This window comes from Streptomyces sp. NPDC003691 (assembly GCF_053981115.1).
Genome location: NZ_JBSFNQ010000059.1, coordinates 33,408 through 49,231 on the forward strand (window position 1 = coordinate 33,408; position 15,824 = coordinate 49,231).

At 72.0% G+C, this 15,824-nt stretch carries 11 protein-coding genes; 8 read left to right on the plus strand and 3 right to left on the minus strand.

Features of this window, described 5'->3' with window-relative positions; translation table 11 throughout:
* Positions 1–154 precede the first annotated feature (154 nt).
* The 3 genes from ACWDR0_RS24725 (at position 155) to ACWDR0_RS24735 (ending at position 3,770) form a co-directional block, all read left to right on the plus strand.
* Positions 155–1,588: an amino acid permease gene (locus ACWDR0_RS24725; RefSeq protein ID WP_456353953.1), complete on the plus strand. Its 1,434-nt coding sequence runs from the start codon at positions 155–157 to the stop codon at positions 1,586–1,588.
* Between the two features lie 185 nt (positions 1,589–1,773).
* Entirely contained in the window at positions 1,774–2,772 is a 999-nt protein-coding gene (locus ACWDR0_RS24730; RefSeq protein ID WP_456353942.1) for a 2-hydroxyacid dehydrogenase, read from the plus strand.
* 362 nt (positions 2,773–3,134) lie between these two features.
* The gene (locus ACWDR0_RS24735) at positions 3,135–3,770 is read left to right on the plus strand and encodes a superoxide dismutase (protein WP_456353943.1); all 636 of its coding nucleotides are present in this window, start codon (positions 3,135–3,137) and stop codon (positions 3,768–3,770) included.
* A gap of 186 nt (positions 3,771–3,956) precedes the next feature.
* On the opposite strand, the gene ACWDR0_RS24740 is transcribed toward ACWDR0_RS24735, so the two are convergent.
* On the minus strand, positions 3,957–4,598 hold the full coding sequence (locus ACWDR0_RS24740) for a mycothiol-dependent nitroreductase Rv2466c family protein (protein ID WP_456353944.1): 642 nt from the start codon (positions 4,596–4,598) through the stop codon (positions 3,957–3,959).
* A 138-nt stretch (positions 4,599–4,736) separates the two neighbouring features.
* Between ACWDR0_RS24740 and pepN the strand changes: the two genes are divergently transcribed.
* Positions 4,737–7,340 (plus strand): aminopeptidase N, encoded by a 2,604-nt coding sequence (gene pepN, locus ACWDR0_RS24745; RefSeq protein ID WP_456353945.1) that lies wholly within the window; start codon positions 4,737–4,739, stop codon positions 7,338–7,340.
* Between the two features lie 629 nt (positions 7,341–7,969).
* Positions 7,970–9,073: a hypothetical protein gene (locus ACWDR0_RS24750; protein ID WP_456353946.1), complete on the plus strand. Its 1,104-nt coding sequence runs from the start codon at positions 7,970–7,972 to the stop codon at positions 9,071–9,073.
* Positions 9,074–9,243: 170 nt separating this feature from the next.
* Here ACWDR0_RS24750 and ACWDR0_RS24755 read toward each other — a convergent pair whose 3' ends face one another.
* Positions 9,244–9,870 carry a TetR/AcrR family transcriptional regulator gene (locus tag ACWDR0_RS24755; RefSeq protein ID WP_456353947.1) on the minus strand — a complete coding sequence of 209 codons (627 nt, stop codon included), beginning with the start codon at positions 9,868–9,870 and terminating at the stop codon, positions 9,244–9,246.
* A 122-nt stretch (positions 9,871–9,992) separates the two neighbouring features.
* Here ACWDR0_RS24755 and ACWDR0_RS24760 point away from each other — a divergent pair, with 122 nt between their 5' ends.
* The 3 genes from ACWDR0_RS24760 (at position 9,993) to ACWDR0_RS24770 (ending at position 14,737) form a co-directional block, all read left to right on the plus strand.
* Positions 9,993–10,541 (plus strand): dihydrofolate reductase family protein, encoded by a 549-nt coding sequence (locus ACWDR0_RS24760; protein WP_456353948.1) that lies wholly within the window; start codon positions 9,993–9,995, stop codon positions 10,539–10,541.
* A gap of 90 nt (positions 10,542–10,631) precedes the next feature.
* On the plus strand, positions 10,632–10,922 hold the full coding sequence (locus ACWDR0_RS24765) for a DUF4287 domain-containing protein (protein ID WP_456353949.1): 291 nt from the start codon (positions 10,632–10,634) through the stop codon (positions 10,920–10,922).
* A gap of 470 nt (positions 10,923–11,392) precedes the next feature.
* Positions 11,393–14,737, plus strand: a complete 3,345-nt coding sequence (locus ACWDR0_RS24770; protein WP_456353950.1) for a S8 family serine peptidase — start codon at positions 11,393–11,395, stop codon at positions 14,735–14,737.
* Positions 14,738–14,990: 253 nt separating this feature from the next.
* Here the strand turns inward: ACWDR0_RS24770 and ACWDR0_RS24775 are convergent.
* Positions 14,991–15,824: hypothetical protein (locus ACWDR0_RS24775; protein WP_456353951.1), on the minus strand; the 834-nt coding region annotated here is incomplete at its 5' end.

Sequence of the window (15,824 nt, forward strand, 5' to 3'; positions counted from 1 at the left end):
GAACCGATCCCGTATTACCCGCGAGTAGGCGCGTGGATGCGGTGTGTGAGCCTGGTGACCGTATAGCGGACACCCGTTCCCTCTGGGCGGTACGCCCACTCAGACTGTGGCCCCTTCGACGAATCTCCCCGACCGCTACGAAGAGGGCGTCCCCATGTCCCGTACCTCCGCCCCCGCCGAACAGGCGGAACCCACCGGGCAGCCCGGCGACGGCGGCGAGCGCCGCCCGGCCGACGTCACGCTCTCCCCCGGTCTCAAGCAGCGCCATCTGTCGATGATCGCCCTCGGCGGTGTCATCGGCGCCGGACTGTTCGTCGGCTCCGGCGCGGGCATCGCCGCCGCCGGTCCGTCCATCGTCGTGGCCTACGCGCTCTCCGGGCTGCTGGTCATGCTGGTGATGCGGATGCTGGGCGAGCTGTCGGCGGCCAATCCGGCCTCCGGCTCGTTCTCCGTCCACGCCGAGCGGGCGATCGGCCCCTGGGCCGGCTTCACCGCCGGCTGGGCCTTCTGGTTCCTGCTCTGCGTCGCCGTCGGCCTGGAGGCGATCGGCGCCGCCAAGATCATGACGGGCTGGCTGCCGGGCACCCCGGAGTGGGCCTGGGTCGCCCTTTTCATGGCCGTCTTCTGTCTCACCAACCTGGCGGCGGTGAAGAACTTCGGCGAGTTCGAATTCTGGTTCGCCGCTCTGAAGGTCGGCGCGATCGTGCTCTTCCTGGTGATCGGCGGGCTCGCCATCACCGGACTGCTGCCCGGTACCGACGCGCCCGGCACCGCGAACCTCACCGGCGACGGCGGATTCATGCCCAACGGTGTCGACGGGCTGATCGTCGGCCTCCTCGCCTCCGTCTTCGCGTACGGCGGTCTGGAGACCGTGTCCATCGCCGCGGCCGAGTCCGAGCACCCGGTGCAGGGCGTGGCCAAGGCCGTCCGCACCGCGATGTGGCGCATCGCCGTCTTCTACATCGGCTCCATGGCGGTCATCGTCACCCTGGTGCCGTGGGGCGACCCCGATGTCGTCACCAAGGGCCCGTACGTCGCCACCCTCGACCATCTGGGCATCCCGGCCGCCGACCAGATCATGAACGTGGTCGTGCTGATCGCCCTGCTCTCCGCGATGAACGCCAATATCTACGGCGCCTCCCGGATGGCCTGCTCGCTGGTCGCCCGCGGCCAGGGCCCGGCGGCACTGGGCCGCACCACACGCAACGGGGTCCCGCGGTACGCCGTCCTCGCCTCCTCCGTCTTCGGCTTCGGCTGCGTCCTGCTGAGCTACTGGCGGCCCGACGACGTCTTCATGTGGCTGCTGAAGATGATCGGCGCGATCATCCTGGTCGTGTGGATCTTCATCGCCGTGTCGCAGCTGGTGCTGCGCCGCCGCACCGAGCGGGAGGACCCGTCCAAGCTGGTGGTGCGGATGTGGGCGTACCCCTATCTGACCTGGCTGGCGCTGGCCGGAATGGTCGCCGTCTTCCTGCTGATGGCCCGGGAGCCGGAGACCCGCAACCAGCTCTACTACACCGGTGGACTGATCGCCGCGCTCGCGGCCGTCGGCTACGCACGGCAGCGGTCCGCACGCACCGAGCGATAGTCCCGCACACGGGATTGACGCTGCGCCCCCGCCGTTCCAAGCTCGGATCCCATCGGCGGATCGCCGGGACCGGCCCCGCGCGCCGGTGGACGGCGGTCCCCGAGCGACGATCGGCGGACGGCCCGGGCGGCCGGGAGACCGGGCCGGGAACGGTGGGCCCGCGCCGCCATCCGCGGAGGCGATGCATGAGAGTCCTGGCTGCCGGTGACCACTTCGTCCGCAACGCCCTGATCGCGGAGGCCCTCCGGCGCGATCTGGCCGACGCGGCGGCGCTCGACCTCAGCGAACTGACCCTGCCCTGGCCACTGGAGCCCTTCGGGGCGGTCGGCGAGGTGGAGGAGGCCAGCGACAGCGAGGACGCGCTGATCGCCGCGCTGGACGGAATCGAAGTGTGCGTCACGCAGATGGCGCCCTTCACCGAACGGGTGCTGGACGCCGCGCCCGCGCTCCGGCTGATCGCGGTCTGCCGGAGCTGGCCCGTCAACGTCAATACGGCGGCGGCGCGGGCGCGGGGCGTCCGGGTGGTCTGCGCGCCCGGCCGCAACGCCGCCGCGACCGCGGAGTTCACCCTCGGGATGATGCTCTGCGCCATGCGCCGCATCCCCGAGGCGCACAACTCCCTCACCGCGAAGGGCCACTGGGACGGCTCCTGCTATACGTACGAGCACAGCGGTACGGAGCTGGAGGACACCGCCGTCGGCGTCGTCGGGCACGGGGCGGTCGGCAGCCGGGTCGCCCGGGTGCTGGGCGCCTTCGGCTCCACGGTCTCGGTCTACGACCCCTATGTGCGCGGCGATGTCCACGGCACCCGGACGGCCTCCCTGGAGGCGCTGCTGGTCCGCTCGCGGGTACTGACGCTGCACGCCCGGCTCACCCCCGAGACCCGCGGCATGATCGGGCCGCACGAACTCTCCCTGATGCCGCGCGGCGCGGTCCTGGTCAACACGGCCCGCGGGGCCATCGTGGACACCGAGGCCCTCTGCGACGCCCTCGACAGCGGACACCTCGCGGCGGCCGCCCTCGACGTCTACGAGGAGGAACCGCCGCGTCCGGGATCCCGGCTCTTCGCCACGCCCAATCTGGTGCTGACACCGCATGTGGGCGGGGCGAGCCGGGAAGTCGCCCGGAAGGCCGCGACGTTCATCGCCGCGGAGATCCGCCGCTACGCCGTCGGGCGCGGCTGACCGCCGCCCGCGGAAGCCGGGTGCGGCCGACCGCCGCCCGCGCCAGGAGCCCCCGGGTCCGCCCCCCGGGGGCTCCGGCGCGTCCGGGGTGTCCCGCCATGCTCGGGGGGTCCCGGCGCATCCCCGGGGGTCCGGCCCGCCCGGGGGTCCCGGCACGTCCCCGGCAGGGAGCTCCGCGTGCCCGGCCGGGGCTCCGGACAGGCCCATGCGCAAGCCCCCGGACGGCCGTGCTCCGCCCCTGGCAGGAGGGCTACCCACCCTCCGGACTAGGACCAAGGCATGACCGTGAGTCGGCTGTTCCCGCTGATAGCGTGCAGGTGCATAGGATGTGCAATAAGCGTCACCCGGAGGGACCGGACATCATGGCCATCTACACGCTTCCCGAGCTGCCTTACGACTACGCGGCTCTTGAGCCTGTCATCAGCCCGGAAATCATCGAGCTGCACCACGACAAGCACCACGCCGCCTACGTCAAGGGCGCCAACGACACCCTGGAGCAGCTCGCCGAGGCGCGGGACAAGGACGCCTGGGGAGCGATCAACGGGCTGGAGAAGAACCTCGCGTTCCACCTCTCCGGCCATATCCTCCACAGCATCTACTGGCACAACATGACCGGCGACGGCGGCGGCGAGCCGCTGGACAAGGACGGCGTCGGCGAGCTGGCGGACGCCATCGCCGAGTCCTTCGGGTCGTTCGACAAGTTCAAGGCCCAGCTGACCAAGGCGTCCGCGACCACCCAGGGCTCCGGCTGGGGTGTGCTCGCCTACGAGCCGGTCAGCCGCCGTCTGATCGTGGAGCAGGTCTACGACCACCAGGGCAACGTCGGCCAGGGCTCGGTGCCGATCCTGGTCTTCGACGCCTGGGAGCACGCCTTCTACCTCCAGTACAAGAACCAGAAGGTGGACTTCATCGAGGCGATGTGGCGCGTCGTCAACTGGCAGGACGTCGCCAAGCGCTTCGAGCAGGCCAAGGAGCGCACCCCGCTGATCGCCCCCTGACCCGGCGCGGCCGGGGCGGGAGCCCCGGCCGTCACCCGTCGTCCTGCTCGTGATCGTCTTCTCAACCTTCACGTGTGGGCGGAATGAAGAAGGACCCCCGTGAGGACGTGACTCGCGGGGGTCCTTCCGTTCGTCCCGGCTACTGGCATGCCGCCGGACGGCTGCCGGTCCGGCGGGCCGGGTTGCTCAGAGGTTGGAGAAGTCGGGCTCCGCCGTACGGGTGCGCTTGATTTCGAAGAAGCCCGGGGTGGACGCCACCAGCAGGGTGCCGTCCCAGAGCCGGGCCGCCGCCTCGCCCTGCGGCGCGGGGGTCACGACCGGGCCGAAGAAGGCGATCTGCTCGCCGTCGGCGCCGGGGACGGCGATGACCGGGGTGCCGACCTCCTGGCCGACCTTGTCGATGCCCTCCTGGTGGGAGGCGCGCAGCTCGGTGTCGTAGGTGTCCCGGTCGGCGTACTCGACCAGTCCGGCGGGGAGCCCCACCTCCGCCAGCGCCTCGGCGATCGCCTCCCGGGACGGGCCCTGTCCCTCGTTGTGGAAGCGGGTGCCCAGGGCGGTGTACAGCGGGCCGGTGTACGCGTCGCCGTGGAGCTGCTGGGCCGCGATCACCACCCGGACGGGCCCCCAGGCCTGCTTCAGACCCTCGCGGTACTCCTCGGGCAGCTGGTCCAGCTTGTCCTCGTTCAGTACGGCCAGGCTCATCACATGCCAGCGGACCTCCACGTCCCGGACCTTCTCCACCTCCACCATCCAGCGCGAGGTCATCCAGGCCCAGGGGCAGAGCGGGTCGAACCAGAAGTCCGCGGGGGTCCTGCCGTTGTCAGACATGTCTCTCCTCGAGGGGAACCGTTGCCGTTCGGACGCTCCTTCGAACAACAGGCGAGGTGACCGGCCGATTCCCCCCGTCCGGCCTCCGGAGGCGCATGGGAGGATCGGGCCGTTGAGCCGAGAGACGAAGGAGTGCCCGTGCCGGGTGAGAATCTGTCCCGCGACGAGGCCCGCGAGCGGGCCGAGCTGCTGTCGGTCGACGGGTACGAGGTGGCCCTCGACGTGACGTCCGCGACCGCGACCGCGGAAACGACTACGGACGCGACCGCCGCCGGGCCGCTGACCTTCCGGTCCGTGACGACGATCCGCTTCCGTTCCGCCCGGCCGGGCGCCGACAGCTTCGCGGATCTGCTGGCGCCCTCCGTGACCGCCGTGACCCTCAACGGGCGGGAGCTGGACCCGGCCGAGGTCTTCGACGGCTCCCGGATCAGGCTCGACGGCCTGGCCGAGGAGAATGTGCTGGTCGTGGACGCGCAGTGTGCGTACAGCCGGACGGGCGAGGGGCTGCACCGCTTCGTCGACCCGGAGGACGGCGAGGTGTACCTGTACACCCAGTACGAGCCCGCCGACGCCCGCCGGGTGTTCGCCAACTTCGAGCAGCCCGATCTCAAGGCGCCGTTCCGGTTCGAGGTGACCGCGCCCGAGGGCTGGACGGTGTGGAGCAACGGCGCCGGGGAGCGGGACGCTGCGGACGGGGTGTGGCGGTTCGCCGAGACCCGGCCGATCTCCACGTACATCACCGCGGTCGTCGCCGGTCCCTACCACTACGAGACCGACCTCTACACCCGGACGCTGGACGACGGCACCGTGCTGGAGATCCCGCTGGGCGCGATGTGCCGCAAGGGCCTGGCCCGGCACTTCGACGCGGACGACGTCTTCCTCGTCACCAAGCAGGGGCTGGACTTCTTCCACGACCGCTTCGACTACCCGTACCCGTTCGGCAAGTACGACCAGGCGTTCGTGCCCGAGTACAACATCGGCGCGATGGAGAACCCGGGCTGTGTCACCTTCCGGGAGGAGTTCATCTTCCGGGGCAAGGTGACCCGGGCGGCGTACGAACGCCGGGCCAATGTGATCCTGCACGAGATGGCCCATATGTGGTTCGGCGACCTGGTCACCATGGTCTGGTGGGACGACCTGTGGCTGAAGGAGTCCTTCGCGGACTTCATGGGCTCGTACGCGATGGTCGGCGCGACCCGCTTCACCAACGGCTGGACCACCTTCGCGAACAACCGCAAGGCGTGGGCGTACCGTGCCGACCAGATGCCGTCGACGCACCCGGTCACCGCGGACATCCGCGATCTGGAGGACGCCAAGCTCAACTTCGACGGCATCACCTACGCCAAGGGCGCGAGCGTTCTGAAGCAGCTGGTGGCGTACGTCGGAGAGGACGCGTTCCTGGAGGGCGCCCGGCGCTACTTCAAGCGGCACGCGTACGGGAACACCCGGCTGGCGGATCTGCTGTCGGTGCTGGAGGAGGTCTCCGGCCGGGATATGACCGCCTGGTCGCGGGCCTGGCTCCAGACCGCCGGTGTGAACTCCCTGACCCCGATGGTCACCCATGACGCGGCCGGCCGGATCACCGAGCTGGCGATCGTCCAGGACCCGGGCAACGGGGTCCCCGGCGGGGAGGGCGTGCTGCGGCCGCACCGGATCGCCGTGGGCCTCTACCGGCACGAGGGCGGGGAGCTGGTCCGGTACGCCTCCGCCGAAGCGGACGTCACCGGCGCCCGGACCGTGGTGCCCGGTCTGGTGGGGGCCGAGCGGCCCGCGCTGGTCCTGGTCAACGACGAGGACCTGACGTACTGCAAGATCCGCTTCGACGAGGGGTCGCTGGACACGCTCCGGGCGCACCTCGGCGATGTGAACGACCCGCTGGCACGGGCCCTGTGCTGGTCGGCCCTGTGGAACCTGACCCGCGACGCGCTGATGCCCGCACGGGACTTCGTGGACCTGGTGCTGCGGTTCGCCGGGCGCGAGACCGATATCGGGGTGCTGCAGATGCTGCACGCCTGGGCCCGGATCGCCCTGGTCCACTACGCGGCGCCGGAGTGGCGCGCGGAGGGCGGGAAGCTGCTGGCCCAGGGGGCACTGCGGGAGCTGCGGCTCGCCGAGCCGGGCGGTCAGCACCAGCTGACCTGGGCGCGGTTCTTCGCGACCGTCGCGGATACCCCGTCGGATCTGCAGCTGCTGTCGGGGCTGCTGGACGGCACCGCGAAGATCGACGGCCTGGACGTCGACCAGGAGCTGCGCTGGGCCTTCCTGGAGCCGCTGGCCGCGCACGGCGTCGCCGACGCGGACGCGCTCGGTGCGGAGCTGGCGCGCGACGACACCGCGTCGGGGACCCGGCACCATGTCCGGTGCCTGGCGGCACGGCCGTCCGCGGAGGTCAAGGACCTGGCCTGGGAGCGGGTCGTCGAGTCCGACGAGCTGTCCAACGCGCTGGTGGAGGCGACGATCTCCGGCTTCGCGCAGTCGGGGCAGCGGGAGCTGCTGGCGCCGTACGCGCCGAAGTACTTCGATGCCGTCGAGCGGGTGTGGAGCGAGCGGTCCATCCAGATCGGGATGAGCATCGTCTCGGGGCTGTTCCCCGCGTTCCAGGGGGAGTCGGCGAAGGCGGCGGCGGAGCGGTGGCTGGCGGAGCGGGCGGATGCGGCGCCGGCCCTGCGGCGGCTGGTCCTGGAGGCCCACGACGACCTGACCCGCGCCCTCCGCGCCCAGTCCCGGGACGCCTCCCGATAGCCCGGCGCCTCTCCCCGACGGGGCCTTGCCCGGCCAGGATGCCCGGGGGCGGGGGCCTTGCCCGGACAAGGTCCCGGGGGCGGTGGCGGCGGGCGGCACCTCCGGGCCGGCCGGGCCGCCTCGCCCGCCCGCCCCGGGGTACCTCCGAGCGGCCTTGCCCGGGGCGGGCCGGGGAACCACCGTTGTGGGCAACCGTTCCGCAGGGCGGAACGGGTGGGCACAACCCACAAGCGCCCGCCCGCGCCAAGGGCCCCTCGCCCCGAGCAGCCCGGCGCGGGCAGCCGGGCGGGGCCGGGGCCTTGGGCGTGGCGCACCGGAAAAGTGACCGCGCCGCGGGGCGTTGTGCCCACCCGTTCCGCCCACGGAACGCCTGCCCACAACGCGGCGGCGGCCACCCCCGCGGGTGCCCGAGGCCCGACCGGGCCCACGGACGACAGCCTGCCGGAACGGTGGCCGCGCATGGTCACGGGCACTTGGGGCGGAACCCACCGGAACGGTCACCGCACCCGGTCGTGGGCACCCCCGGGCGGAGCCCGTCTCGTGGGGACTTTAGGGCGGCGGCGTGTCAGGTTGTCGACGGGGGTGTAACAGGGGTTATCGCCCGCCGACAGCCCGGGCATCCCCTCCGCATGAACCCCGACGCGCCCCTCCCCCAGGCCCCGTCCCCGGCCCTCGCCACCACCTACGCCCCCGGCCGCGCCGACGACGTCCGCGACCGTGTCCTGTCCGCCGCCCAGCTGCGGGAGCGCGGTGTCGGAGGCGCACGGCTCGCCGCCCGGTGCCGGGCCGGCGGCCCGTGGCAGGCGCTGCTGCCCGGGGTGTACCTGCTGCGCCGGGGCGTTCCGACGAGTGAGGAGCGGCTGCGCGGCGCTCTGTTGTACGCCGGGCGGCCCGTCACCCCGCAGCATCCCGCCGTACCGGAGCCGGAGCCGTACTCCCGGGTCACCGCCGTACTCACCGGCCTCGCCGCCCTCGCCCTGCACGGGTTCGCCACCGTGCCGCCGCTGCGCGAGCTGGACCGGATCGACGTGCTCGTGCCGCGGACCCGCCGGCTGCGCTCGACCGGCTTCGCCAGGATCGTCCGGGCGGGCTCGGTACCGGAGCCGCAGTACGTCACGGGGCTGCCCGTGGCACCGGTGGTCCGCGCGGTCGCGGACGCCGTCGCGGAGCTGGTCGATCCCGTCGCCGTACGCCTGCTGGTGACGGAGGCGGTCGGCGGCGGGCACTGTGATCCGGCCACCCTGGTCGCGGAGCTGGACCGGACGGGTGCTCTGCGCCGCCCGCCCGTCGCGGGTGCGGTGGACGCGCTGCTGGCCGAGGGCAGGTCCCGCGCCGAGGAGCGGCTCTATGCGCTGGTGTACGCGTACGCGCTGCCGGACCCGCTGTGGAACGTGGACCTGAAGCTCCCCGGCGGCACTCCGCTCGGCCGGGTCGACGCCTACTGGCCGGAGCAGTGCGTGGCGGTGGTCCTGACCGTCCCGGAGTACGGCGTACCCGGAACCGGAACCGCCCCCGGAGCCGGTTCCGAGGCCGGAGCCGGCCCCGGCGGGCGGCCGCCGGGCGGCTGTGCCGCGCGCAGCGATCATCTGGAGCAGCTCGGCGTCACCGTCGTCCTCATGACGCCACGGGACCTGCGGGACCGGCCGGACGAGCAGGCGGCCGCGGTACGGACGTCCCTGCTGGCGGCGCTGGACCGCGACCCCCCGGCGTATGTGGTGGTCCTCCCCCACTGAGCCTCGCCGCTCCGGGCGCGGAAGGCCCGGGCACCGGAGGCCCGGACACCCGCGTGCCGGCACCGGGCCGCGGCGCGCCGGCCATGGACCGTGGGGCCGGAGAGCACCGGTTCACGGACGCCCGACCCCCGACCCCGCCGCCCCGCGGGGCGCGCGCGGCCCGGCCGCCTCTAGCGGGCGGCGTAGGCGGCGAGGAACACGCGGGCGCCCTCGTCCGCCAGCCGTTCCAGTTCGGCCGCGGGCCGGATGTCGTCGCCGGCGAAGAACATGGCGCGGTCCATGGGGACGGCCAGGACGAGCCAGGCGAAGTGCCGGGCGGCGAGCAGCGGATCGTCCAGCCTCAGCAGCCCGCGGCCCGCGAGGTGCTCGAAGCAGGAGGCCAGTGCGGCGATGGTCCGTTCGGGCGCGCGCCGGTAGTAGTCGGCCGCCACATCGGGGAACCGGCCGGCCTCCGCGATGAGCAGCCTGCGCAGTTGCAGCCCTCTGGGCTCGATGACGGTGACGATGTAATGCCGGGCCAGTCCGGTCAGATCCCGGTCGAGGTCGTCCGTGTCCCGCAGGGCCTCGACGACCTCGACGAACGGGCCGACCTTGCTGCTGGCGTTGGTGATGATGGCGCCGAACAGCGTCTCCTTGTCCGCGAAGTGCTTGTACACGGTCTGCTTGGACACCGCGGCCGTCGCGGCGATCTCGTCCATGCTGGTGCCCGGGTATCCCTTGCGCAGGAACAGCCCGGTGGCCGCCTCCATGATCGCCTTGTGTTTGCGGGCGGACCGGCCGTCCTCGGGTCCTTGCATACGAGCCTCCTGAATTCTCCCTCGAAGAGTACTGGACTGACCAGTACTCGTCTGAGTACTGTACGGTCCAGTACCGGCCCCGGGAAACCCCGGGCGCCGCCATCAGACGGAGGAGATTGGTCATGACGGTCGAAGGACGCAAAATCGTGGCGGGCCTGTTCGTATCGCTGGACGGCGTGGCGGAAGCGCCGGAGGAGTGGCACTTCCCGTATCTGAACGACGAGATGGGCGCGGCCCTCGCCGGAATGCAGGCCGGAGCGGACACGCTGCTGATGGGGCGGCTGACCTACGAGACGTTCGCCGCGTCCTGGCCGAAGCGGCGCGGCCCGATGGCGGACGCGCTCAACGGCATCCGCAAGCTGGTCGCCTCGACCACGCTGACCGAGGCCCACTGGAACAACACCACCGTCATCGACGGCGACCTCATTGCCTTCCTCAAGGACCTCAAGCAGCAGCCGGGCGCGAACATCAACCTCTCCGGCAGCATCTCCCTGACCCGCACCCTCCTGGAAGCGGGCCTGCTCGACGAACTGCGGCTCCTGGTGCACCCGATCGTGCTGGGCAGCGGCAAGCGCCTGTTCCCCGGGGACGCGGGCCGGGTCCCGCTGCGGCTCACCGCCTCGAACACCTTCTCCACCGGCGTACTGGACCTGACCTACCAGCCCGCCTGAGCCGCCCGGCCACGGGGCCGGGTCCGACCCGGACCCGGCCCGGCCACGGCCACCGACCGTCGACGATCGCCCACCGGAAAGAGGGACCCCATGTCGTTCCAGGCATATCTGGACACCATCGAGACCAAGACCGGACTGACCCCCCGCGCCTTCATCGCCCTGGCCCAGGAGCGCGGCTTCGACGCCCCGGCCACCAAGGCGGGCACCATCCTCGCCTGGCTGAAGGAGGATTACGGCCTGGGGCGCGGCCACGGCATGGCGCTGGTCCACGTCATCAAGCACGGCCCCCGCATCGATGCCAAGCACGTCGGCACCACCGGCTCGCACCGCGACGACTCCGACACCCTCTGGCTCGACGGCAAGGCGACCCGCCCTTCCTGACCGCGGCACGCGGCGGCGAGGACATGTCCCGACGGACGTTCCGACGGACGTTCGACGGACGTCCGGAGCGCCGCCGGCCCGTCGCCCCGAGCACCCGGGTGCTCGGGGCGTCGGCATGCCACGGTGCCCAATCGGCCAGTCACACCATCCGTCCCGGGCGCCCCGCGCGTCGGCGCATGTCGCGCGTACCGCACCACACCGTGCGCTAACTCCCCTTCTGCACCTCCTTGTACGCCTTGACTGCGCCTCCCTGAGGGCGGTTTTCTGCCATGGTCACATCACAATTCCGCGCGGGCTCTCCCCAAACCCCCGCTCCGTACGAAAGGCTGAGCGGTCGTCCGGCACCGAATTCCGGACCGCTGCACGACCGCTCCACGACCACGGCACCACCACCGCACCACCCCTGCATCACCCCCCGCACCACCGCTGCACAGCAGCACCTCAGGGAAACCGTTCATTCACCAACAGGGATGCCGATGACCCCCGAAACCCAGAGCCCCATAACCGGAGGCTCCCCCACCCGGCGCAGACGCGTGGCCCGGATCGCCGCCGCCGCGTCGCTCGTGACCGCTCTGGTCGCCGCCGGTACCGCTCCGGCCCTCGCGACCTCGCCCGCCGACGACCCCGGCGCGGGCACGGCGAGCGGCGCGAAGCCGGTACCGGCCGCCGACAAGAAGCTCGGCTCGGCCGATGCCGAACTCCTCGCCGAGGCACAGGCCAAGGGCGAGAAGCAGGTCACCGTCATGGTCGCCACCGCCCCCGGTGCGACCGAGGCGGTCGCCGCCCAGCTCGGTGCCGTCGACGGCGCCGCAGTCGGCAAGACGTACGACGCCCTCGGCTATGTCCGGGCCACGCTCCCCACCGCGAAGGCGGAGAGCGCCCTCAAGACGGCCGCCAAGCTCCCCAGCGTGCATGGCATCGACCTCCGCCACGAGGTGAAGCTCGACGACCCGACGCCGGCCGCGGACACCGTCAAGGCGGCCGCCGGCGCCACCGGCAAGCAGGTCCGCAGCTACCCGGCGCCCGACGCGAACACCCCCGCGAAGAACCCGTACAACCCGTCCTTCGAGACGGGCGCCGTGGACTTCGTGAAGAAGAACCCGACGTACGACGGCCGCGGGATCACCATCGGCATCCTCGACTCCGGCGTCGACATCGCGCACCCCGCGCTCCAGAAGACCACCACGGGCGAGCGCAAGATCGTCGACTGGGTCACCGCCACCGACCCCGTCATCGACGGCGACGGCACCTGGCGCCAGATGCGGCTGGAGGTCGCGGGACCGTCGTTCACGGTCAACAGCCGTGCCTACACCGCGCCCGCCGGGACCTACCGGTTCAACATCTTCGCCGAGGCGGTCACCCGCAACGGCGATATGGCCGGCGACCTCAACCGCGACGGCGACACCACCGACACCTGGGCGATGCTGTACGACGCGGCCGCCGGGACCGTCCGGGTGGACCTGAACAACAACGCCGACTTCACCGACGACACGCCGATGAAGCAGTACAAGGACGGCTTCCAGATCGGCTACTTCGGTCAGGACGACCCGTCGACCCCGATCGCCGAGCGCATCCCGTTCGTGATCGAACTGCGCAAGGACGTCGTCTACAACCCGTCCACCGGCGCCAAGGCCGACTACGCGAGCATCGGCATCATCGAGGGCTCGCACGGCTCGCACGTCGCGGGCATCACCGCCGCCAACGGCCTGTTCGGCGGGAAGATGAACGGTGCCGCCCCCGGCGCCAAGCTGGTCTCCTCCCGCGCCTGCTCCTGGAGCGGCGGCTGCACCAACATCGCGCTCACCGAGGGCCTCGCCGATCTGGTGATCAACCGGGGCGTGGACATCGTCAACATCTCCATCGGCGGTCTCCCGGCGCTCAACGACGGCAACAACGCCCGCTCGGAGCTGTACAACCGGCTGATCGACACCTACGGCGTCCAGCTGGTGATCTCCGCGGGCAACGACGGTCCCGGCACCAACACCCTGGGCGACCCGGGCGTCGCCGACAAGGCGATCTCCGTCGGCGCGTCCATCTCCAAGGAGAGCTGGGCGGCCAACTACGGCTCCCTGGTGACGAAGAAGTACCAGATGATGCCGTTCTCGTCGCGCGGCCCGCGGGAGGACGGCGGCTTCACGCCGACCGTCACCGGCCCCGGCTCGGCGATCCAGACCACCCAGACCTGGTCGCCCGGCGGCCCGGTCCGCGAGGCGGGCTACGCGCTGCCGCCCGGCTACTCGATGATCCAGGGCACCTCGATGTCCTCGCCGCAGGTCGCGGGCGCGGGCGCGCTGCTGCTGTCGGCCGCCAAGCAGCGCGGCATCGACCTCACCCCGGCCAAGCTGCGGACCGCCCTCACCAGCACCGCGGACCGGATCCCCGGGGTCAAGGCGCACGAGCAGGGCGCCGGTCTGATCGACACCGTCGACGCGTGGAAGTCCATCAAGGACGGCGTCGCCGCCCATGAGTACACCGTCAAGGCCCCGGTCGACACCGCGATCGACTTCGCGCTGAAGACCCCCGGCTTCGGTACCGGTCTCTACGACCGCGAGGGCGGCCTCAAGGCCGGCCAGTCGAAGACGTACGACATCACCGTCACCCGGACCACCGGCCCGGACCGTGCCGTCTGGCACGAGCTGGACTGGCGGAACAACGACGGCACCTTCCGGCTGCTGACCGGCGACCGGGTGCGGCTGCCGCTGAACCAGCCGGTCACCGTGACCGTGCAGGCCAGGCCCCGGACGGACGGCGTCCACAGCGCCATCCTGGAGGCGGACGACCCGCGCACCGAGGGCATCGACAAGCAGATCATGTCGACCGTCGTGGTCTCCACGCCGCTGGCGGCCCCCTCGTACGCCTTCTCGGCGTCCGGCTCGGTGGAGCGCAACAGCCACCGCTCGTACTTCATCACCGTCCCCGAGGGCGCGAAGACCCTGGAGGTCGCGCTCGGCGGACTGGCGAAGGACAGCCAGACCCGGTTCATCTCCATCCACCCGTACGGGGTGCAGATGGAGGACAGCGCCACGATCTACTGCTACCCGAACTACCCGAACCCGTCCAACACCTGCCGCCCCGACGTGCGCTCGTACGACGAGCCGGCGCCGGGCGTCTGGGAGATCGAGGTCGAGTCGCGGCGGACCTCGCCGCTGCTGAACAACCCGTACCAGCTGGACGTCACCCTGCTGGGCGCCGACTTCACCCCGGCGGTGCAGACGCTGCCCGAGGTCAAGGTCGGCACCCCGGCGCCGGTCCAGTGGCAGGTCACCAACAAGATCGCGCCGATCGACGGACGGCTCGCGGGCGGCTCCCTGGGCTCCGCCAAGGTGACCCGGCCGACCATCGCCAAGGGTGAGCTCCAGCAGACCACCGTGGTGATCGGCGAGGGCGTCGAGCGGCTCGACGTCGCCATCGGCAACACCTCCGACCGGAACGCCGACCTGGACCTGATGGTCTACAACCAGGCGGGCGCCCGGGTCGCGATGTCCGCGGACGCGGACTCCGAGGAGGCCGTGAGCCTGGAGAAGCCCGCGCCGGGCACGTACCGGATCGTGGTGGACGGCTACGAGGTCGGCCCGTCCGGCACCCAGTACGACTACCGGGACGTCTTCTTCGCCCCGGGCCTCGGCAGGATCCAGGTCGACGAGAACCGGCAGATCAAGCTCGGCACCGGTGAGTCGGCGCAGGTCGCCGCAGAGGTCGTGGTGGCCGGAGCGGCTCCCGAGGGGCGTCAGTTCTTCGGTGACGTACGGCTGGTGAACACCCGCGGCACCGCGGCGGGCACCGGCAGTGTGGTGATCGGACAGGTCGTCCCGTAACCGGGAGGTCCTGAAGGAAGGGGTACGCCCGGAGCTCCGGGCCCCCTTCCGAACCGCACCGGCGTACCCACGCCGGGTGTATTGTCCGGCCGCGGCCCTGGTCAGAGGCCGCGGCCGGACGGTACGGAGGGGGCGGGCGTCCTGACGGGCGCCCGCCCCGCTCCTTTTCCGGGGGTCCCCCGTTTTCCCCCGTGCCCCGTGTTTCCCCCGTGGGGTCCCCCGTTTCCCCCGTTCCCGGCCGCCCGGTTCCGGCTCAGCCCCTTCCCGGGCAGTCGAGTTCCTGTGTCGCCGCCTCCAGCAGCCCCTGGTCCACCCAGTCACGTTCGGAGGCGACGTCCGACCCCACGTAGTAGTGACTCGGTTCCCGGTCGTGGTCGGCCCGCCCCATGATCACGAGCAGGCGGGTCCCGACCGTGACGTTCTCGGCTTCCGCGGGAAGCCGGAACTGATCCCGCGCCGGGCCGCGCGCGGGTTTGAGATAGGTGTCGATGTCGAGGGTGACCGTCAGCCATGCGGCCGGACCCCGCTCCACCCGGGCCACGGCCCCCTCCACGATGAGGCTGGAGCAGGCCACCATCTCGCCCGGGGAGAGCCGTACGGAGCCGGTGGCACCGTCGGCGCTCCGGGCGGAGTCCTTCGCCGCCGACATCGAGGACGGGTGCGCCACGTAGTACTGGATGAGCGCGAAGGCCCCGACCAGGGAGGCCAGCGCGGCGAAGGAGGCGGCGAGCACCAGCAGCGGGCGACGCCGGCGACGGCCCCCCGGGGCAGCCACCGGCAGTACGGTGTCCGGCACCTCCTCCCGCACCCACCACTGCCGGGGCGGCTGCTCCCGGGCCGGCTCGTCGGCAGCAGGGACGGTCCGGGACCGCGCCCCGGGTTCCGCCCCCGGCCCGGTCGGCGCTGTGGACTCCGGATCCGGATCCGGCTCCGGCCCGGGCTCCGCCGGGGCCGTCGCCAGCGCGTCCCCGATCAGCTTGAGCTGCTCGCCGAGCACCGCCATATCCCGCGCCGCGCTCTCCGCCGCGGGGTCCCCCTCCCGTACCGGCTCCCCCATCAGGACGGCCATCAGGGCATCGCTCCCGGC

What these genes read in the sequence shown, in the direction of transcription:
- ACWDR0_RS24725 (WP_456353953.1), top strand. Translation starts at nt 155, where the DNA reads ATGTCCCGTACCTCCGCCCCCGCCGAACAGGCGGAACCCACCGGGCAG.
- ACWDR0_RS24730 (WP_456353942.1), top strand. Translation starts at nt 1,774, where the DNA reads ATGAGAGTCCTGGCTGCCGGTGACCACTTCGTCCGCAACGCCCTGATC.
- ACWDR0_RS24735 (WP_456353943.1), top strand. Translation starts at nt 3,135, where the DNA reads ATGGCCATCTACACGCTTCCCGAGCTGCCTTACGACTACGCGGCTCTT.
- ACWDR0_RS24740 (WP_456353944.1), bottom strand. Translation starts at nt 4,598, where the DNA reads ATGTCTGACAACGGCAGGACCCCCGCGGACTTCTGGTTCGACCCGCTC.
- ACWDR0_RS24750 (WP_456353946.1), top strand. Translation starts at nt 7,970, where the DNA reads ATGAACCCCGACGCGCCCCTCCCCCAGGCCCCGTCCCCGGCCCTCGCC.
- ACWDR0_RS24755 (WP_456353947.1), bottom strand. Translation starts at nt 9,870, where the DNA reads ATGCAAGGACCCGAGGACGGCCGGTCCGCCCGCAAACACAAGGCGATC.
- ACWDR0_RS24760 (WP_456353948.1), top strand. Translation starts at nt 9,993, where the DNA reads ATGACGGTCGAAGGACGCAAAATCGTGGCGGGCCTGTTCGTATCGCTG.
- ACWDR0_RS24765 (WP_456353949.1), top strand. Translation starts at nt 10,632, where the DNA reads ATGTCGTTCCAGGCATATCTGGACACCATCGAGACCAAGACCGGACTG.
- ACWDR0_RS24770 (WP_456353950.1), top strand. Translation starts at nt 11,393, where the DNA reads ATGCCGATGACCCCCGAAACCCAGAGCCCCATAACCGGAGGCTCCCCC.